This is a genomic window from Ligilactobacillus equi DSM 15833 = JCM 10991 (assembly GCF_000615765.1).
GTDB classification, from domain to species: Bacteria; Bacillota; Bacilli; order Lactobacillales; family Lactobacillaceae; genus Ligilactobacillus; species Ligilactobacillus equi.
Window position 1 is genome coordinate 16,283 of record NZ_BAMI01000005.1, and the last position, 20,903, is coordinate 37,185.

15 protein-coding genes and 4 pseudogenes are annotated in these 20,903 nt (G+C 41.0%); 1 reads left to right on the top strand and 18 read right to left on the bottom strand.

The window, feature by feature from the left end; all coding sequences use genetic code 11:
* Positions 1–42: 42 nt before the first annotated feature.
* The 3 genes from gap to rpoN all read right to left on the bottom strand — a co-directional run bounded on the left by gap (position 43) and on the right by rpoN (position 3,725).
* Positions 43–1,059 (bottom strand): type I glyceraldehyde-3-phosphate dehydrogenase, encoded by a 1,017-nt coding sequence (gene gap / locus JCM10991_RS02225; protein ID WP_023859130.1) that lies wholly within the window; start codon positions 1,057–1,059, stop codon positions 43–45.
* A gap of 60 nt (positions 1,060–1,119) precedes the next feature.
* Positions 1,120–2,148 (bottom strand): sugar-binding transcriptional regulator, encoded by a 1,029-nt coding sequence (locus JCM10991_RS02230; RefSeq protein ID WP_023859129.1) that lies wholly within the window; start codon positions 2,146–2,148, stop codon positions 1,120–1,122.
* 290 nt (positions 2,149–2,438) lie between these two features.
* On the bottom strand, positions 2,439–3,725 hold the full coding sequence (gene rpoN, locus JCM10991_RS02235; protein WP_025020434.1) for an RNA polymerase factor sigma-54: 1,287 nt from the start codon (positions 3,723–3,725) through the stop codon (positions 2,439–2,441).
* A gap of 195 nt (positions 3,726–3,920) precedes the next feature.
* Between rpoN and JCM10991_RS02240 the strand changes: the two genes are divergently transcribed.
* Positions 3,921–4,514, top strand: coding sequence for an ATP-dependent Clp protease proteolytic subunit (locus JCM10991_RS02240; RefSeq protein ID WP_023859127.1), 594 nt, complete (start codon positions 3,921–3,923; stop codon positions 4,512–4,514).
* A 50-nt stretch (positions 4,515–4,564) separates the two neighbouring features.
* Here JCM10991_RS02240 and whiA read toward each other — a convergent pair whose 3' ends face one another.
* The 15 genes and pseudogenes from whiA to prfB all read right to left on the bottom strand — a co-directional run bounded on the left by whiA (position 4,565) and on the right by prfB (position 20,886).
* Positions 4,565–5,506, bottom strand: coding sequence for a DNA-binding protein WhiA (gene whiA / locus JCM10991_RS02245; RefSeq protein ID WP_023859126.1), 942 nt, complete (start codon positions 5,504–5,506; stop codon positions 4,565–4,567).
* An 18-nt stretch (positions 5,507–5,524) separates the two neighbouring features.
* A complete protein-coding gene (gene mgfK, locus JCM10991_RS02250; RefSeq protein ID WP_023859125.1) occupies positions 5,525–6,517 on the bottom strand; it encodes a gluconeogenesis morphogenetic factor MgfK in 993 nt (330 codons plus the stop codon).
* On the bottom strand, positions 6,514–7,404 hold the full coding sequence (gene rapZ / locus JCM10991_RS02255; protein ID WP_023859124.1) for an RNase adapter RapZ: 891 nt from the start codon (positions 7,402–7,404) through the stop codon (positions 6,514–6,516). Before rapZ ends, mgfK begins: the two co-directional genes overlap by 4 nt.
* A gap of 139 nt (positions 7,405–7,543) precedes the next feature.
* A complete protein-coding gene (locus tag JCM10991_RS02260; RefSeq protein WP_023859123.1) occupies positions 7,544–8,017 on the bottom strand; it encodes an S-ribosylhomocysteine lyase in 474 nt (157 codons plus the stop codon).
* Between the two features lie 43 nt (positions 8,018–8,060).
* A pseudogene (gene uvrA / locus JCM10991_RS12225) lies at positions 8,061–10,885 on the bottom strand (excinuclease ABC subunit UvrA).
* 12 nt (positions 10,886–10,897) lie between these two features.
* Positions 10,898–10,995, bottom strand: a pseudogene (locus tag JCM10991_RS16565) (UvrB/UvrC motif-containing protein); the annotation flags it as partial.
* Between the two features lie 30 nt (positions 10,996–11,025).
* Positions 11,026–12,897, bottom strand: a pseudogene (gene uvrB, locus JCM10991_RS12230) (excinuclease ABC subunit UvrB); the annotation flags it as partial.
* Positions 12,898–13,091: 194 nt separating this feature from the next.
* Positions 13,092–14,818, bottom strand: a pseudogene (locus JCM10991_RS12235) (phospho-sugar mutase).
* A gap of 178 nt (positions 14,819–14,996) precedes the next feature.
* Positions 14,997–15,923 (bottom strand): thioredoxin-disulfide reductase, encoded by a 927-nt coding sequence (gene trxB / locus JCM10991_RS02280; RefSeq protein ID WP_023859119.1) that lies wholly within the window; start codon positions 15,921–15,923, stop codon positions 14,997–14,999.
* Positions 15,924–15,986: 63 nt separating this feature from the next.
* A complete protein-coding gene (gene lgt / locus JCM10991_RS02285) occupies positions 15,987–16,808 on the bottom strand; it encodes a prolipoprotein diacylglyceryl transferase (protein WP_152524897.1) in 822 nt (273 codons plus the stop codon).
* Positions 16,809–16,818: 10 nt separating this feature from the next.
* On the bottom strand, positions 16,819–17,757 hold the full coding sequence (gene hprK, locus JCM10991_RS02290; RefSeq protein WP_023859117.1) for an HPr(Ser) kinase/phosphatase: 939 nt from the start codon (positions 17,755–17,757) through the stop codon (positions 16,819–16,821).
* Between the two features lie 12 nt (positions 17,758–17,769).
* Complete coding sequence (locus JCM10991_RS02295) at positions 17,770–18,120, bottom strand: phage holin family protein (RefSeq protein WP_023859116.1); 351 nt, start codon at positions 18,118–18,120, stop codon at positions 17,770–17,772.
* Positions 18,121–18,129: 9 nt separating this feature from the next.
* Complete coding sequence (locus JCM10991_RS14285; protein ID WP_023859115.1) at positions 18,130–18,468, bottom strand: PspC domain-containing protein; 339 nt, start codon at positions 18,466–18,468, stop codon at positions 18,130–18,132.
* Positions 18,469–18,552: 84 nt separating this feature from the next.
* Positions 18,553–19,662, bottom strand: coding sequence for a PDZ domain-containing protein (locus JCM10991_RS02305; protein ID WP_051527933.1), 1,110 nt, complete (start codon positions 19,660–19,662; stop codon positions 18,553–18,555).
* Between the two features lie 116 nt (positions 19,663–19,778).
* Positions 19,779–20,886, bottom strand: a protein-coding gene (gene prfB / locus JCM10991_RS02310; RefSeq protein ID WP_225349901.1) for a peptide chain release factor 2 whose coding sequence is annotated in 2 segments (ribosomal slippage) — positions 19,779–20,813 and positions 20,815–20,886 — 1,107 coding nt in all. Because the reading frame shifts where the segments join, the coding sequence is not laid out codon by codon here.
* Positions 20,887–20,903 lie beyond the last annotated feature (17 nt).

A 20,903-nucleotide genomic window follows, 5' to 3' on the forward strand; every position in this document is an offset into this window, starting at 1 on the left:
GTTGCCTCCCCCCGCCAAAATATTACTAGTATTAACTTAAAATTAAGCTAAGAAGCTAGCAAATTTTTCTAAAGTACGGATCATTTGAGCAGTGAAACCTGATTCGTTGTCGTACCATGCAACAGTCTTAACAACTTGGCCTTCACCTTCACCAACAACTTGTGTTTGTGTTGGGTCAAATACTGAACCAAATGATGTACCGATAATATCTGAAGAAACAACACCATCAGCGTTGTAACCAAATGATTCGTTACCTTCAGTAACAGCCTTAACAGCTGCGTTAACTTCTTCAGCTGTAACTTCTTTGTTAAGAGTTGCAACTAATTCAGTTAATGAACCAGTAATAACAGGAACACGTTGTGCGTGACCATCTAACTTACCGTTAAGTTCTGGAACAACCAAACCGATAGCCTTAGCAGCACCAGTTGAGTGAGGGATAGTGTTTTGAGCAGCAGCACGTGCGTTACGTACGTTACCACCACGGTCAGGACCATCTTGTAACTTTTGAGTTGCTGTGTAAGCGTGGATAGTTGTCATAGTACCAGCCTTGATACCGAAAGCATCGTTAACGGCCTTAGCTAAAGGTGCTAAACAGTTAGTAGTACATGAAGCAGCAGAAACGATTTGGTCGTCGGCTGTCAATGTGTCATCGTTAACACCGTAAACGATAGTCTTCATCTTACCTGCAGGAGCAGAGATTAAAACTTTCTTTGCACCGGCGTTTACGTGAGCTTGTGCTTTTTCAGCTGATGTGTAGAAACCAGTTGATTCAAGAACCAAGTCAACACCGTCGTTCTTAACCCAAGGAATGTTGTTTGCATCTGCTTCAGCATAAACAGGGATTTCCTTACCGTTAACAACCAATGCGTTTTCAGTTGCAGAAATTTCTGCATCAAATTGGCCGTGAGCTGTGTCGTACTTCAATAAGTGAGCCAACATAGCTGGTGAAGTTAAGTCGTTGATAGCAACAACTTCTAAGTTTTCTGAAGTTTCAGCAATACGACGGAAAGCTAAACGACCGATACGGCCAAAACCATTAATACCTACTTTTGTAGTCATTGTAGAATTTCCTCCTTTAGGAAATGAAAAAATTTATTTTAAAAAGCAATGCGACTAACATTACTCGTTTAAAATCTGTTGTGCGGCCCCTTGATCCGTCACCAGATAAGTTTGACGGGGAGCATGTTTCATATATGCAGCAATCGCCTTGGCCTTAGAGGCACCACCGGCAACAGCAAGCACACAGTCCATATCTGCGAGATCTTCCAATTGCAAACCAATCCTAGGGATCTTATAAACAATCTGCCCATCTTCATCGAAGAAATAACCAAAAGCCTCACTCACTGCTCGCTTATCCTGGAGCATTTTTACAACTTCTGGTGCCATCTCTCGCCGTTCAGCCATTGACATGGCTCCACCAATCGAATGGATGACGGCATTACTTTGCTTAATTAAGGAAACTACCGCTTGTACCGCCGGTTCCTTTAACAAAGACTGATAGGTACTCTCGCTTACCTGCTCTGGCACATACAACACACGGTGATGACCACCAGCGTTTTCAGCCATTTGAGCAGAAACATTATTGGCTTGAATGTCAATCCGTTCACCAATTCCGCCCCGCGCTGGGACAAAAGTTAGTTCCCGATTAACACTAATAGCTGGATTCAACCTTTTGGCAATAGCTGCCATAGTTGTCCCCCCCATTACAGCAATAATGTTCTCTCCTTCTGGCAGGAGCGTTTGTAATGTAGCACTCACGATATTACCCATATCATTCACTACTTGAGGTTGTGAATCGCTATCCCCAGCAACAATCAGACACCTAGCAATATCTAGTTTAGTAGCTAGTCTTGCTTCCATTTGCTGTAGACCAAGCAAATGGTCCATCAGGTGTGCCAGACCTTGAATTGTAGCTTGTCCCTTGGAGGTGATAATCATCCCGGACTTGGTGATAGCAATAAGCTCTTGCTTTTTTAAAAAATCGGTTTCCGTCCGCAAAACACGTTCGCTAGTATCGAGCGTCTGCGCTAATAAACGCCGCCCTACTGGTTGGGCCCAAGCGATGTTGCGTAAAATTGTAAACCGACGGCTCATAATTTCGACCATGTCTGGGGCGATTAACTCGATCCATTCTAATTCCTGGTGCATGTTATGGCCTCTTTCTCCGGGACGCCCAACGTCCAACCGTGTCATTCGGCGACCCAGTAAGTAAAAAAAACAAAGCGCAACAACGAATCTAATTTAATTTTAAACCGTTCTTACACCTCTCAATTACAATTCTATTATAGCATGGATTGAGTTTTTTGCAACTGTAAAGCCTTAGTTTTCTAGGGTGATTTCTACTTTCACCAAATCCCGAATTATATATGTGATAACACATCCGATATTTACAATAACCGAATTTCCATTCTTTTTAAAGCTTGATTAACAAGAAAAACTTAACTTTCTTTTCGTTTACTTGACCCAGCAATCCCAGCCGCTTCCCGATATTTGGCCACCGTACGACGAGATATCTTCACCCCCTGTGCATCTAAAGCCAGAACAATCTTTTGATCAGACAATGGCTTGCGCTTATCCTCATTTTCAATCAAGCGTAAAATTTCGGCCTTTACCTTGTCAACTTGTACATCTTGACCATTAACATTATGATAAACCGTCGCCTGGGTAAAGAAGGAACGTAATTCAAAGCTCCCAAAATCGGTTTGTAAGTACTTGCCATTAACCGCTCGGCTAATGGTCGATTCGTGCAATTGGAGTTTTTGTGCTAAATCGCGTAATAACCACGGTTTTAAGGGATGTTCGGCTTTTAAAAAGAAATCTTGCTGATAGCTAATAATTTCCTGACCAATACGCTTTAAGGTTTGCCCACGCATGGCAATAGCTTGAGCTAATTCTTGCAACTTTTCCTTTTGAGTTTGCAGATAGGCGGCTACCTCCTGGTCATCTTTACCCACCAAGTCTGCTAGATAACGTTCATTCAGTATAATTTCTGGTTGGGCATAACGAGTAAGCTGCAAGGCTAACTTCCCGGCCTCGGACTTGACAATCATATCTGGATAAGTATATTCGATTTCTTCTTGTTTATAGGCTGCTCCTGGGGCTGGAGTTAAAGTTTGTACATAGGCTAATAGATCTTCCAAGTCACTAACTCGACACGCATACTGGCTCGCTAAATATGTCCAATCTTTTTGGACAAAGGCTGCAAAATCCGCTTTTAAAACCTCCGCCGCTAGAAAATGGGCCTGTTCATCACGATTAATTTGTAGCAATAAGCATTCTTGTAAATCACGCGCCCCGATTCCAGGTGGATCTAACTCCTGGAGTAAGGTCAAAGCATCAAGCCAGGCTAGTTCGTCTTCTTGAGATAATTGAGCAAAGTCGAGTTGTAAGTAACCATTGTCATCTAAGTTATCAGCTAAATATAAAACTTTTTGTCGCAAAGGCGTAGCCCGCATAGTTAAATTAATTTGTTCTAAAAGATATTCATATAAACTTTGACTTCCCCGATCCTGGTAAACCTCTTGACGGACAGGTTCATCGAAGCCCTGACTTTTTTGGCGGTAGCTCACCGTCATTAGTGGATTAGCTAACGCCTCCTCTTTAACATAGTTACGGAGTTCTTCATTACTAATCCGTAAAACATGTAAGGAACGTTGCATATTTTGACTGAGGACTAACTTTTGGATTTGCGTTTGCTTTTGATTTAAACGATTTTCATACTGCATAAACTAACCTCTTTTCTTTTGGGTTTCTTACTATATTATTTTACCATAGGACACGACATGAATTTAAAGCGTTTTAGATTTTTTACTTTTGTCAAGCGTTATGTTTGACTTTATTTGACCAAGAGGTTAAACTAGCAGTACAAAGTTAAGAGTGCTAAAATAACCTTAACCAATTTGATTTTAGGAGGATTACTCATGAACTTAGTTCCTACAGTTATCGAACAATCAGCGCAAGGCGAACGCGCTTATGATATTTACTCACGTTTATTAAAAGATCGCATTATTATGGTTTCTGGTGAAGTCAATGACGATATGGCCAACGCTGTCATCGCCCAGTTACTTTTCTTAGATGCCCAAGATCCTGAAAAAGACATCTACATGTACATTAACTCACCCGGTGGTTCTGTTTCCGCAGGTTTAGCCATTGTAGATACTATGAACTTTGTTTCTGCTGATGTGCAAACCATCGTGATGGGAATGGCCGCTTCTATGGCTTCCATCTTCGCTACTTCTGGGGCTAAGGGCAAACGCTTTGCTTTACCACACTCAGAAATTATGATTCACCAACCATTAGGTGGTGCCCAAGGTCAATCAACCGAAATTCAAATCGCGGCAGAACACATTTTAAAGACTCGCAAATTAATCAACGAAATGTTGGCTGCTGGTTCTGGACAACCAATCGAAAAGGTTAACCAAGATACTGAACGTGATAACTTCATGACTGCTCAAGAAGCCGTTGAATACGGCTTAATTGATGGCATCATGGAAAATAAAAAGAAATTAAGCTAACCTCTAATTTATGTACCAAAAAGGCTGTGGACAAAAATCCACAGCCTTTTTTAGGCAATTTCTTGATCCTCACGTAATTTTTGCGCATATTCATTTAGTTTACGTAAACGGTGGTTGACCCCTGACTTAGAAATTGGACCCCCTTCGACAAAGTTTCCCAACTCTTTAAGCGAAACTTCTGGGTGACTAATCCGCGCCTTGGCCACGGCTTGGAGTTTTTCTGGAAGCTTTTCGAGCCCAATATTTTCGTCAATATAAACAATATTATCAATTTGACGCTTGGCCGCATCAGCGATTTTATTCATATTGGCCGTTTCACAATTTACAATCCGATTAACTGAGTTACGCATATCCCGCACAATCCGCACATCTTCCAGCTTCAACATGGCATTCGTAGCGCCAATCAAAGATAAGAAATCAGCAATTTTTTCTGCTTCCTTCAAATACGTAATGTAACCACTACGCCGGGCGGCTTTACGCGCGTTGAGACCATAATTATTCATCATTTGACAAATGGTGTCATTATGGTCTTCATACAAGGAATAGATTTCCAAGTGGTAGCGACTAGTTTCTGGATTATTCACTGAACCAGCAGCTAGGAATGCTCCCCGTAAATATGACCGCACCTTGGCATCGTCATCCAAGAACTCCATCGGAACTGTCTCCTTAATTTGGAACATATCTAAAATATCCAAATCTTTGAGCACATAATCCGAACCTGTCTTCAAGCGTACAATATAAAAATTATTCTTCTTCAGCTTCATCTTGCGCCGTACTAACAACTCACTTTCAACCGAATAAAATTGTTTCAAGAGTTGATAAATTCGCCGCGCAATCGCCGCATTTTCAGTTTGAACATTCAAAACAAAGTGGTGGTTAACAATGCTTAAAGATCCATTCATCCGAATCAAGGCCATTAACTCCGCCTTGGCATTGCCAAAGTGAACTTCTAGCGTGGTCAGCTCTTTTTTCACTTCACTTGCATAAGACATAAAAGTCTCCTTTCGTTATTAGAAGCGCTTTTGTCCCGCCAATCGCATTAATTCCGTCACAACTTTTTGACCATCATGAAAGACCCCTTGGTCGCGTAAAAGTAAAAAGTCATCTGAAATCACCTTGCAACCCTGAGCTCTGAGCGCTTTGAAATCATATTTAACTTGATATAAGTATTCGTCATATTTTTGACGGTCTAAATAATCATTAGGTACCGGTTGGGTATTAACGAGCACCGTATCAATAAAGTTTTGGCCTAAATGGCGATTTAAAACTTCCACATGTTGAGCATCACTGAAGCGCTCCGTTTCACCTTTTTGGGTCATGATATTGCAGATATAAATTACTTCAGCCTTCGTTTGGCAAACGGCTTGGCCTACATTTTCAATCATCAAATTTGGCAAAATACTGGTAAACAAACTACCCGGTCCCATCACAATTTGATCGGCTTCCATAATAGCATCAATTACCTCTTGACGTGCTCGGGGCTTGGTGCCATCCTCAGTTGTTACCCAAACTTTTTCAATCGTCTTGTTAGCTTGAGAAATTTCTGACTCACCCGCCATTTCGGTACCATCACTGAAATGTGCATGTAGTGTTAAAGCCTGGTTAGCCGCCGGATAGACATGGCCATCAACTTGCATCATTTCGGCTAATTCTTGCACAGCATTAAAAATCCCATCTTGATCCATTTCGGCTAAAGCGGCAATAATCAAGTTCCCAATTGCATGTCCCGAAAAGAATTGATCAGTGGAATCAAAGCGATACTGAAAAATCTTTTTAAACTTTTCTGGTAAATCAGATAAGGCTACCAAAACATTACGAATATCTCCTGGGGGCACCACATTAATATAGTCGCGAATAACCCCAGAAGAGCCACCATCATCTGCAACGGTTACGACCGCCGTGACCTCAGCTTTCTGTTTGTGCAACTCCCGTAAAACAACAGGTAAACCAGTTCCCCCACCAATCACAACAATTTTGGCGCGATGACTTTTTCTCCTAATCATGAACGGTTTACCGTCTCTTTACGCTTATTCATATCACGATGTGAAATTTTAACGGGATAATCAGCTTGTAAGGCCTCTCCAATTCTTTGCGCCAAGGCTACTGACCGGTGTTGTCCTCCGGTACAACCAATGGCAATTGTCACACTCGACTTTCCCTCTTTTTGATAGCCAGGCATAACAGTCATCAAAAGTTGCATAAATCTTTGATAGAATTCTTCCGTCGTCGGTGAATCCATTACATAATTATTGACGCCCTGGTCGAGCCCCGTTTTATCCCGATATTCCGGTACATAGTAGGGGTTCGGCAAGAAACGAACATCCATAACAATATCAGCGTCAATCGGTAAACCGTACTTAAATCCAAAAGACATCACTTCCACATGGAAAGTTTTTACTTGACTAGAAGCAAAATTATGAGAGATTTCCTCTCTTAATTGTCGCGGTGATAACTTACTAGTGTCAATCACTAATTGTGATTGGCTCCGCAAAGGAGCTAATAATTCTCTTTCTAATTTAATCCCATCTAAAACCCGACCATCCATGGATAAAGGGTGGGAACGGCGCGTTTCCTTATAACGAGCAACTAATTCTTCGTCAGAAGCATCCAAGAATAAGACGCGCGCACTGATAGCGTCACTTTCTTCTAACTGAGAAACCATTTCGCTGGCCTGGTCAAAAAAAGCCCGCGAACGGAGGTCAACAACCACCGCAACCTTCTTAATTTTTCCTGATTCACGCACTAATTCCAGGAACTTAGGCAGTAAAGCTGGGGGTAAATTATCAATACAAAAGTAACCTAAATCTTCAAACGATTGGGTAGCAACGGTTTTCCCCGCGCCACTCATTCCTGTTACGACGACGACTTCAAATTTATTTTGGTCTGCCATTTTCGTCACCCTTTCTGCCCGTAGGCATTGACATATCTTTTCTTAGCATAACATACCGGGCGTGTCATGAAAAGTCTTTCACCTCAAACGCAGTCAAAAAACATTAAAAAAAGCAGACCCTAAGGCCTGCTTTTTACCATTAATCAACAACTTTACGGTCGAATGGATCAGAGGAAATACCTTCCGCTAAAATCTTCTTGCACCATTCTTGAGCAGAGAACAAGGAGTGGTCACGATAGTTGCCACAAGACTTAATATCTGTACCCTGCACATCTTCCCAAGTCGCATCCACAATTTCTTGTAAAGAAACCTTTAAGGCTTTAGCGACTTCAACGGTATCGTGTTTGCCCCAAGTAATTAAGTGGAAACCTGTCCGGCAACCAAATGGTGAGCAGTCAATAACTCCATCCAAGTGGTCACGAAGGTAGCCCGCTAACATATGTTCAATCGTGTGTAAACCAGCCGTTGGGATTGCATTTTCATTTGGTTGCACTAAACGTAAATCGAAATTTGAAATTTCGTCGCCCTTAGGTCCATTTTCCACGGTAATCAAGCGTACGTATGGTGCCTTCACTGCAGTATGATCTAATGTAAAACTTTCAACTTCTGCCATAAAATCTTACCTCTTTTCAATTCAATAACTTAACTCTACCACTTTAATCTTCTTTTTCCAAGAGAGGTTTGAGGTATTGACCAGTGTAACTTTCCGGTACTGTGGCAACCTCCTCTGGAGTTCCGGTCGCAACAATTGTTCCGCCCCCTTGACCTCCTTCAGGTCCAAGGTCAATTAAGTAATCCGCTGTCTTAATTACATCTAAGTTGTGTTCAATCACTAAAACCGTATTACCCTTGTCAACCAAGCGCTGAAGAACTTCTAAGAGACGCTTGATATCATCGGTGTGTAAACCGGTTGTTGGTTCATCCAGAATATAGAAGGTCTTCCCATTAGACTTCCGACGTAATTCGGATGCCAACTTCATTCTTTGAGCTTCCCCTCCAGATAAAGTCGTAGCTGATTGTCCTAGCGCCACATAACCCAACCCAACATCTTTGATAGTTTGCAGTTTGTGAGCAATCTTGGGGATGGCCCCAAAGAAATCAAGCGCTTCTTCAACCGTCATTTCTAAAATTTGTGCAATATTCTTGCCCTTATATTCAACTTCCAAAGTTTCGGAATTATAACGCGTGCCATGGCAAACTTCACATGGCACATAAACATCTGGTAAGAAGTTCATCTCAATCTTGATAATCCCGTCCCCTTTGCAAGCTTCACAGCGTCCCCCTTAACATTAAAAGAAAATCGCCCTTTATTGTACCCCCGCAATTTAGCTTGATTAGTTTGCGCAAAGAGCCCGCGAATATCATCAAAAACACCGGTATACGTTGCTGGGTTGGAACGTGGCGTCCGACCAATGGGACTTTGGTCAATGTTAATGACCTTTTCCAAATTTTCTTCCCCACTAAAAGACTTGAACTTACCTGGTTTTTCGTTGGCGTGATTTAAACGACTGGCCAAAATTTTTTCCAGAATCATATTAACCATGGTGGATTTCCCAGAACCAGAAACCCCAGTAACTGCAATAAACTTGCCTAATGGAAAATCAACATTTAGATTCTTGAGGTTGTTTTCTTGCGCCCCTTTTAGATGTAAGAACTGGCCATTACCGGTTCTTCTTTCAGTTGGAACTGAAATTGACTTCTTACCCGATAAATACTGCCCCGTCAAAGACTTACGGGAACGCGCCACCTGTTTAGGTGTTCCAGCAGCCATAATTTGTCCCCCCGCTTGACCAGCTCCTGGACCAATATCAATCAAGTAATCCGCAGCCCGCATGGTATCTTCGTCGTGTTCGACTACAATCAAAGTGTTACCTAAATCGCGCATCTTCTTTAAAGAGTCTAGTAAACGGTCGTTATCCCTTTGATGCAAACCAATTGATGGTTCATCTAAGACATACATTACCCCAGATAAATTCGAACCAATTTGAGTTGCCAAGCGAATCCGTTGAGCTTCCCCCCCAGAAAGGGTGCGACTAGCACGACTTAACGTCAAATATTCCAAGCCAACGTTTTTCAAGAAAGTTAAACGGGAATCAATCTCCTTTAATATTGGTTCTGCAATGGCTTGCTTTTGAGCAGAAAATGTCAGACCTTCAAAAAAGTCTAAACTATCACCGATAGCGTAGTCGGAAACTTCCCCGATATGTTGGCCGTCGATTTTAACTGCTAAAGCTTGGTCGTTTAAACGGTAGCCATGACAGGTTTGACAGGTCAAACTTTGCATATATTGGCTCATCACTTCACGAGTAAAGTCACTATTAGTATCGTGATAACGGCGGTTAACATTATTGATAACCCCTTCAAATTCGGTATCCATATCCCGTAAACCAAAGTCACCATTGAAATGAAAGTGGAAAGTCTTACTACCCGCACCATAAAGAACTGTGTCTTGATCTTTTTGAGGCAGGTCTTCAAATGGTGTGTCTAAGTCAATACCAAAGGCCTGACATGCCTGTTCTAAAAAGGCGGGATAGTACTTAGAAGAAATTGGATTCCATGGTGCCATAGCACCTTCCCGCAAAGTCTTACTTGGGTCCGGAACCACAGCATCGAGATCAACTTCTAATTTCGTCCCTAAGCCATCACAATCAGGGCAAGCCCCAAAAGGTGCATTAAAAGAAAAGAGTCTAGGTTCTAGTTCGCCAATTGTGAAACCACAATAAGGACAAGCAAAGTTTTCGGAAAACTGCAATAATTCACCATCAATAATTTGCACGGACGCGTAACCATCACTAAGACGTAAGGCTGCTTCAAAAGAGTCAAAGAGACGAGAGCGAATCCCATCCTTAATGACAATCCGGTCTACCACAACATTAATATCGTGTTTTTGATTTTTGTCCAGCTCAATGACATCTCCGACTTCATAGTTTTGACCATCAATTTGCAAACGGACAAAACCTTGTTGCGCTATTTTCTCGAGTATTTTTTTATGTTGACCTTTTTTACCACGAACAACTGGTGCCATAATCATTAATTTCGTTCTTTCCGGTAATTCTAACACTCGGTTAACCATTTGTTCTGGTGATTGACTTGTAATTTCACTGCCATCATTGGGACAAATTGGAGTTCCAACTCTTGCCCATAGAAGTCGTAAATAGTCATTAATCTCCGTCACAGTCCCCACTGTTGAACGGGGATTTTTAGAAGTTGTCTTTTGGTCAATTGAAATTGCTGGCGAAAGACCATCAATCGAGTCCACATCTGGTTTATCCATTTGCCCCAAAAATTGCCGTGCATAAGCCGACAAGCTTTCCACATAGCGTCTTTGTCCTTCGGCATAGAGCGTATCAAAAGCTAGAGAACTCTTACCAGATCCTGATAACCCCGTTACAACCACTAGTTTATCTTTAGGAATATCTACATCAATATTTTTTAAATTGTGGGCACGTGCCCCACGTACTTTAATTTTATCTTGTGCCACGCTTTTACCTTCTTAATCTAATTGCATCTGTAATTCCATAATCGTATCCCGCAAACGGGCAGCTTCTTCGAAGTCCAATTCTTTGGCGGCAGCTGCATTTGGGTTTGAAGGTTCTTAATCAAGTCCGCCTGTTCAGCTTGCGTCAAGTTACTCAAATCAACATCCGTGGTCAATTCCTCACGCTTACCACTTTCTTTGTTGGTAACTGTAATATTGGCCCTGATTTCCTTCTTAACAGTCTTTGGTATAATACCATGTTCTTCATTGTAAGCCTCTTGAATGCTTCGCCGCCGTTTGGTTTCATCAATAGCTGCTTGCATTGAATCAGTTATCGTATCGGCATACATAATTACATGACCATTCTCATTTCGAGCAGCACGTCCAATCGTTTGAATCAAAGAACGCTCATTGCGTAAGAAACCTTCCTTATCGGCATCTAAAATCGCAATCAAAGATACTTCTGGAACGTCAATTCCTTCCCGCAAAAGGTTAATTCCAACCAAGACATCGAACTTACCCAGACGTAAATCACGAATGATTTCTGTTCGTTCTAAGGTTTTGATGTCTGAGTGCAGATACTTAACCTTAATGCCAAGCTCTTTAAAGTAATCAGTTAAGTCTTCAGCCATCTTCTTGGTCAAAGTAGTCACAAAGACCCGCTCATCTTTTTCAACCCGCGCATTGATTTCGCCAACTAAGTCATCCATCTGTCCCATAATTGGCCGTACTTCAATTTCTGGATCCAAAAGCCCTGTTGGCCGAATAATTTGTTGCACCACCGTCTTAGTCTGTTCCATTTCATAAGGACCAGGAGTTGCTGACATATAGATAATTTGGTTAACATGTTGTTCAAATTCCGCTAATTGTAATGGCCGGTTATCCAAAGCAGAAGGTAGCCGAAAACCATAATCAACTAACATTTGTTTACGTGAACGATCCCCATTGTACATTCCCCGAACTTGAGGCATAGTCACATGTGATTCATCCACCACAATTAAAAAGTCATCAGGAAAGAAATCTAACAAGGTATAAGGTGGTTGCCCAGCTTTGCGACCATCCATATGGCGAGAGTAGTTTTCAATGCCCGAGCAGTAACCCATTTCCTTTAACATTTCAATATCATAGGTTGTTCTTTGCTTTAGACGTTGAGCTTCCAAGAGTTTTCCATCTTTTTCTAATTCAGCCACTCGTGCAACTAATTCAGACTCAATCCCAGTGATAGCGGTTTCCAAACGTTCATCATTTGTCATAAAGTGCGTCGCCGGAAAAATCGCTACATGGTCCCGATCGCCATAAACTTCACCTGTTAAAGGGTCAACTTCACGAATCCGATCAATTTCGTCACCAAAAAATTCGACTCGCAACGCCTTATCGTCTCGGGCAGCTGGGAAAATTTCTACCACATCACCACGTACGCGAAAACGCCCCCGCTGAAAATCAATATCATTACGATCATATTGAATTTCAACCAATTGAGCTAAAAGTTTACTCAAATCAATTTCTTGACCAACACGCAAGGATAAGGTGTGTTCTTGATATTCATGTGGATCCCCTAAACCAAAGATGGAAGAAACTGAAGCCACTACAATCACATCATTGCGTTCTAGTAGTGAAGAAGTCGCTGAGTGACGTAACTTATCAATTTCATCATTGATACTAGAATCCTTTTCAATATAAGTATCACTGGAAGGTACATAAGCTTCAGGTTGATAGTAGTCATAGTAGGAAACAAAGTATTCCACTGCATTATTGGGAAAAAATTCTTTAAACTCAGAATACAGCTGGCCCGCCAAGGTCTTATTATGCGCCAAAACCAAGGTCGGCTTATTGACGTTCTTAATAACATTAGAAATTGTAAAAGTCTTCCCAGTCCCCGTAGCACCTAATAAAATTTGCGCCTTTTTACCAGCTTTAATTCCAGCGCTTAGTTCCGCTATCGCCACTGGTTGATCTCCAGTGGGTTGATAAGGAGCTTGTAAATCAAATTCTCGTTTGGCTTGTCGTTCAATCACAACACGGCCTCCTCTCGTTAGCACTTAGCTCATTTAATCTTCGCTTATCATACCACAATCAACCTTTTTTCTCACACATTTTGCCTATTATCACCCGCAAGCCTTCTAGCATTAAGCAACATACTGTAACCCAGACACATAACTAATAGCAAAATAAAAACAGCTACCCGTAAGTAACTGTTTTCAATCTTTAATTAAGCATTTACAAAAGCATTGATGTCGGCTTCAAAGTTATCACGCTTAGCCAAGGAAGCTTCTTGACTATCAGCTTGCGTCCCAATGTAGAATTTAATCTTTGGTTCAGTCCCAGAAGGACGTACCGCAATCCAAGAGCCATCTTCTAAGATGTACTTCAACACATTTGATTTTGGCAAGGTCATTTCTTCGCTGTGACCATCAGCGAAAGTTTTCGTACTTAATTCAAAGTCTTCTAAAACTGCGACTTTTTGCCCACCAAAGCTATCTGGGGCTTCATTTCTAAATTTCGTCATCAAGCTTTAATTTGGTCAGCGCCTGAAATCCCATCAAATGTGTGCGAAATAGTCTTTTCAGAGAAGTAACCATATTTTTGGAAGAGTTCTTGTAAACCATCGTAAAGGTTCTTACCTTGTTTCTTGTAGAAAGCTGCGACTTCAGCTAACATAACCAAAGATTGGATGGAGTCCTTATCACGTACAAATGGACGTACCAAGTAACCATAACTTTCTTCAAATCCCATCATAAAGGTGTGGGCGTTGGTATCTTCAAAGTGCTTGATTTGTTCGGCAATAAACTTAAAACCAGTTAAAACATTAATCATTTCAACGCCGTAACTTTCAGCCACCTTCGTTGCGAATTCACTAGAAACAATAGATTTTACAGCAGCAGCGTTTGCTGGTAAAGAGCCAGCTTGCTTGTGAGCCGTTAAAATGTAGTTTAACATGATGGCGGCAATTTGGTTACCCGTTAAGAGTTTGTATTCACCATCTGGTTGACGAACAGCCGCTCCTAAACGGTCAGCATCAGGGTCTACCCCGACTAAGAGGTCGGCCCCTTCTTTTTTACCTAACTTAATAGCCAAATCAAAAGCATCAGGATCTTCAGGATTAGGTAATTTAACCGTGGAGAAGTCTGGGTCTGGTTGAGCTTGTTCAGGTACCAAAGTAAAGTCTTCAAAACCGGCTTGACGTAAGGCTTTTTCACCTAACATTGCCCCAGCCCCGTGTAATGGGGTAAAGACTAACTTCATAGTTTTACCTTCTTCATCCACCAATTCACGATTGATTGTCACCGCCTTTAATTCATCCAAGTAAGCTTGGTCAACTTCGCCACCAATAACTTTTAAAGTTCCATCAGCAATTAAGGCATCTTTATCAGCTACTTCAATGGCAAAAACATCTTCGATTTGACGAATGTATTTGGTAATCAAATCAGATTCTTTGGGTGGCATTTGGGCCCCGTCTTCACCGTAAATCTTGTAACCATTGTATTGCTTAGGGTTGTGACTAGCAGTAATCATAATCCCAGCATAAGTGTGTAGGTGGCGAACGGCAAATGATAATTCAGGGGTTGGACGTAAACTTTCAAAAACATATGTAGGAATCCCTGCTGCTCCTAAGACGCGAGCTGCTTCAAATGCAAAGTCTTGAGAGTGGTGACGAGAATCGTAACTAATGGCTACCCCACGGTCACGCACTTCTTTGTCTAAGGTGTGCATGAAGGAAGCTAAACCAGCAGTTGCTTGCCGGACAGTATAGATGTTCATCCGGTTTAAACCAACTCCTAACACCCCTCGCATCCCCGCGGTTCCAAATTCAAGGGGGGCATAAAACGCATCTTCTAGAGCTTGGTCGTTACCAGCCAAAGCATCTAGTTCTGTACGTAATTCTGCATCCAAATCTTTGTTGTCTTGCCATACTTGATAATTTTCTTTCCAACTCATAGCAATCTCTCCTTGTAATGTGTCTTACACACTTTTTTCTTACAAAATCTATCTCAAATTTTATTATATCACATCTCCTAACTAATGACTGTCAAAATTTAAAATCGCTTACAGCTAAAAACTTTGATTTTATTCGAATAAAAAACGACTCCCAAAAGAAGTCGTTTCATACTGATTTTTAATCATTCAAACTTTCAATGTAGTTAAAGGCTTGTTGACCGGCAATTCCACCGTCACCAACAGCCGTTGTAATTTGCCGTAAGTCTTTCTTACGTACATCACCTAAGGCGTAAACTCCAGGAATCTTAGTTTCCATCTTATCGTTAGTTTCAATCCAACCTTGTTCATCAGTAATGCCCAAGTCCTTAAATGGAGCGGTCATTGGAATGATTCCCACGTAGATAAAAACTCCATCTGTGGCAACTTCACGTTCTTCTTCAGTCTTGACGTTTTTTACCTTAACACCTGTCACTTTTTGACCATCACCTAAGATTTCCGTGACAACACTATCCCAAGTGAAAGACATCTTGTCGTTGGCAAAAGCCCGGTCTTGAATGACCTTTTGTGCCCGCAATTGATCACGACGGTGGATGACATTAACATTACTTGCATGTTGTGTTAAATAAGTTCCTTCTTCAATCGCGGAGTCTCCCCCACCAATTACGACTAATTGCTTATTTTTAAAAAAGGCCCCATCGCAGACTGCACAGTAAGATACCCCGCGACCACCGTATTCTTCTTCACCAGGCACACCTAGTTTACGGTGTTCAGAACCTGTCGCAATGATTACAACAGGGGCAGAAAATTCTTCACTATCAGTCTTAACAATTTTATTTGGGCCGTCAACTGTCACAGATTCAACACTACCGTAGGCATATTCAGCTCCAAAACGCGTTGAAGAAGTATACATTTTTTCAGCTAAGTCTGGTCCCATAATAGATTCAAATCCTGGGTAATTTTCAACTTCAGCCGTATTATTCATTTGACCCCCGTAAATCCCACGATCCAACATCAAGACCTTCAAATTAGCACGGGACGCATACAATGCAGCCGTCATCCCCCCGGGACCTGCTCCAATCACAATTACATCATATTGCTTTGCCATTACTCCATTCCTTCTCTCATTTTAATTTTCTTTATTATAACTTACTTTTTGTTAGTAAGCAACTTATTTGTTTTTAGCTGCTAGATAGGCAGGATTTAAGGGATTATAGTAGCGACGGTATGCCCAAATGCCTAGAGCAATAATAATGAAAATTACCGATAACCACTGTGAGACACGTAAAGGTCCTAGCATAAGACTATCCGTTCGCATCCCTTCAATCACGAAACGACCACAACCATACCATATTACATAACTTAGGAAAATTTCCCCTTGTTTAAAAGGTAACTTATGTCGCAGACTAAACAACAATAAAAATCCTAGCACATCCCACACAGATTCGTAAAGGAAAGTTGGCTGGTAATAAACACCATCAATCCGCATTTGATTAATAATAAAGGATGGTAAGTGCAAGCCTTGTAAAAAGGTCAAAGTCGTTGCACGCCCGTGCGCTTCTTGATTCATGAAGTTTCCCCAGCGACCAATCCCTTGCGCTAAGATTACCGTTGGTGCAATGACATCTAGGAATAACCAGGGGGAGATTTGCTTACGCTTAGTAAAGATTACAAGAACTAATAAGGCCCCTAATAATCCACCATAGATAGCAATGCCTCCATCCCAGATACGAATAATCTCACCAGGATGACTCGCATAATAAGACCACTGGAAAATCACATAATAAAGACGGGCTGCAATAATCGCACTAGGTAAAGCCCAGAGTAAGAAGTCGTAAAAATCATCTTCTGCCAAACCACGTCTCTTACCTTCACGTACCGATAAAATGACCGCTATCACCACTGCACAAGCAATAATCAAACCATACCAACGTACGGTAAAGGGACCAAAACTTACAAAAATGGGGTTTAAGGTGGCTATATTTTTAATCACACCATCACCTCTAATTGTTAGCCGAATTTTCTTGAATTAATTGGTTTAAGTTTCTTTCAAAGGCTTGGGTAGCATCATACCCCATAGTCTTAGCCCGATAGTTCATGGCCGCTGCTTCAATAATAATGGCCATGTTCCGCCCAACTTTAACAGGAATGGTAATCTTTGGCAAGTTAACATCAAAGATTTGGACATATTCTTCCCCGCTTCCAAGACGGTCAAATTGCTTGTCCTTGCTCCAATTTTCTAAATGAACGATGACATCAATCCCAGCTGATTGACGCACAGCGCCGGCTCCAAAGAGATTCATAATATCAATAATCCCCACCCCACGAATTTCGAGAAGATGACTGAGGATTTGTGGTGCTGAACCAACAATGGTTTGTTCATCTTTTTGATAAACTTCTACCCGATCATCGGCAATTAAACGGTGGCCTCGTTTAATTAAGTCCAAGGCAGTTTCTGATTTACCAACTCCAGATTCACCGGTAATTAGAACTCCTAAGCCGTAAATATCAACCAAAACCCCATGCAAGGATTTTCTTTCTGCCAAACAAGCTTCTAAGAAATCCGTCAATTTGGCTGACAAACGCGTGGTAGGTAACTTCGAACGTAAAATCGGGATATTGTATTTACGTGCTGCCTCTTCCATTTCTTCAGGTACCGAAAGATAACGTGAAATCAAAAAGCATGGTGTTTCTGGACCGCAAAGTCTTTCCATCACTTTTTTTCTCTCTTCTGCTGGCATCTTGTGGGCATAAGAAATTTCTGTCATTCCCAACAGTTGAATCCGTTCTTGCGGATAGTAGTCGAAATAGCCAGATAATTCTAAACCCGGTCGAGAAATATCACTAGTTGTAATTTTTCTTTCCTTGAGATATTTGGCCCCTGAATAAATCATTAAATCATTTTCTTTTGCCAGTTGTTCAACTGTCACAAAATTTGCCATAAAAAACACTCCTTAACCTCGATTAGTCATATAATCTGTGATAATTAGATTAACCCCACTCACAATTAAAGCCACAATAAAGGCTGCGCCAAAATTTTGGAAAGCAAAACCATTTCCTACAATGGTAGCTGTTAATTGTAGGATGAATCCATTAATCACTAAATAGAAAATCCCTAAAGTCATGAAAGTGATTGGTAAAGCAATTATCACTAAAATTGGCTTGACAATTGCATTCAACACTCCCATAACAAGTGCTGCTATAAAAGCATACCACAGATTCTCCACATGGAATAAATTAGGAAATAAGCCATTTACTGCAATAAAAATTACGGCATTAATTAATGTTCTTTGAATAAAACTCATCTTAACCTCTTATAAATCTCTTTCACGGGCATCGGTAATAATTGTACGTTTCTGCTGCTTAGTACTTGTTTTTTCATTTTTAGGTTTATCTTTTTGAAAAGAATACAAACTTTCGATAATATCTACCCATGAAATATTATCTTGATGGGGATTTAGTGGCACTAACCAAGCCAAAAGAGCATATAAGCCAACTGGTAGTAAGATTCCTCCAGGAAAAAAACTTGCACCAAGGCAAATTATTACGAAAGCCAACCGGACATATTTTGCTGGCCACTTAAAATAATCGGCAATTCCACCTAAAACTCCTGCTAACAAACGTTTCCGAGAACGATATAATTTTTTAGTCATCCTATCACTCCTTCGTATTACCTTGAGTTTACCGAGAAAACAGCTATTCTACCTAATAACTTGCTCATCTTTAGAAATTTTTCATTAAAATTCATCTTGAAAAAGCACCAAACCAATTTCATGTGGTGAGTCAGCATAAATGGCACTCCCCACTGCTCTTAAATCACCTGCATATGTCTTTACCCGCAAGCGACAATAAGCTGAATTTTCCTGTAAAGCCGCATATAAATTCTTTTCATTAGAAACTGGCACTTTGTTACACTCTAAAATAATATCCCCTGCCTGCAGACCCATCTTGGCCGCCGGGGTATCCTTACGTACAGCTAAGACTCGCACTCCTTCAGTCGTCTCGACATACCAATTATTAGCTTGATGATCTTTACGCCGTTCAAGTAGCCAACTAATAATACTTACTAAGCCCATAAAGCCTAAACCATAGGGGGCACTGACCGGCCAAATCAAAGCCATAATCGCTACAACAACCGTCAAGAGTAACAATACTTCTGTTTGTTTTTGATAAAAGATTAACGCTTCCTTGCTATCTTGTTTTAAGATTTGCATCCCCGCTGTAACCAAGAGTGGTAAGAAAAACAAACTGTAACTACTTTGGCCTAGATTAATCACCGGCCACCACGCAAAAATCCCCTGAATTTCATTTCCTGGTATCAAGACCAAGATTGGTGCCACCGCCATTTCTCGCCAGCGGTAAGTAGCCACGCGACGACCACGCTGACCATTTTTAACCAAAGGAAAGAAGTGTGCTACTTGCTTACTCGAAGCTAAAAATAGTCTTCCCAAAAGATATAAAATAGCTAGGACTAAAAAGGCACTGGCCATTATACTTCCGGACTGGCCTGGGTTAAGGTACAAAGCCACTCCACCAGTCAGTAAAATGGCATAGAAACTAAAAGCCCCACTACCTAATAAAAGACTCACAATAGTCACTGCTTCATAGGCATAGACCATTTTTGTCGTCAAGGTCAGGCCTAAAATAAAGGTTAATAACGTGCCGATTCCCCCTAGAAGTAAGCCGGTTTTTAAAAAGGTCCGTCCTTCATAAAAATCTTTTTCAATCGCAATACGAAACTGTTTGCGTTCCAGTTTAAGCCGGCGAAAGTATAGATAAATCACAGTTGCGATTGCCACCCACAAGGCCGGCTGAACTAGGTAAGTCAGCAAAGCTTTTAATACCATTATCACATAAATCCCTCATTTTCTCTTTTTTGTAATCCTTAACATCCCCATTATAGCAATTATTAAACCGAAAAAACAAAAAAATCCCACAAAAAATGGGATTTTCTTAATCTATTTTAGCCATTAATTTTCCATTGTAAGTAGCTGTTGATGAAAGGATCTAAATCGCCATCCATCACGGCTTGACCATTACCGGTTTCGTAATTGGTCCGGTGGTCTTTAACCATAGTGTAAGGGTGGAAAACATAAGAACGAATTTGCGAACCCCAACCAATATCCATTTGTTCTCCTTGGATTTGCGCTTTTTCCTTTTCTTTGGCTTCCATTTCCATCTGATATAACTTTGCTTTCAACATGCTTTCAGCCGTGGCTCGGTTTTGAAATTGGGAACGCTGAGCTTGACTAGATACCACAATCCCAGTAGGAATGTGAATCAAACGTACTGCTGAAGACGTTTTGTTGATGTGTTGTCCCCCAGCACCACTGGCCCGGAAAACTTCCATCTTAATATCTTCAGGACGTAATTCGACTTCCACCGAATCATCCAACTCAGGCATCACATTAACCGAAGCAAATGACGTATGACGCCGACCAGCTGAATCAAATGGGGAAATCCGTACTAAACGGTGAACGCCTCTTTCACTTTGAAGATAACCAAAAGCATTGAGACCTGAAATCATTAGAGTGACACTTTTAATTCCTGCTTCATCACCGTCTTGGTAATCAAGAACTTCAACTTTAAAATCATGTTGATCGGCCCAACGAGTGTACATCCGCAAAAGCATTGAACCCCAATCTTGTGATTCTGTCCCCCCAGCTCCAGGGTGAATTTCTAAAATAGCATTATTCTTATCATAAGGACCACTTAATAACATTTGTAGATGGTATTTTTCTAATTTCTCTTCAACTTCAGGAAAAGCTTGTGCTAATTCTGCTAAAAGACTTGGTTCTTCAGGCTCTTCTTTAAGCATTTCCAATAAGACATCTAATTCTTCGACCGCGTCTTCCAATTCATGAAAAGTATCGAATTGCGCTTTTAATTGATTATTTTCATTAATAATCTTTTGTGCTTCTTCTTGGTTATCCCAAAAAGTAGGCTCTAGCATTTTACCTTCATTAACTGCAATGCTCTGTTCAAGCTCATCTAAGTCAAAGAGACCCCCTAAAGTCAAGGATTTGGTCGTTCATCCGTGCGACCTCACGTTTGTAATCACTGTATTCCATTTTATGACCTCATTTAG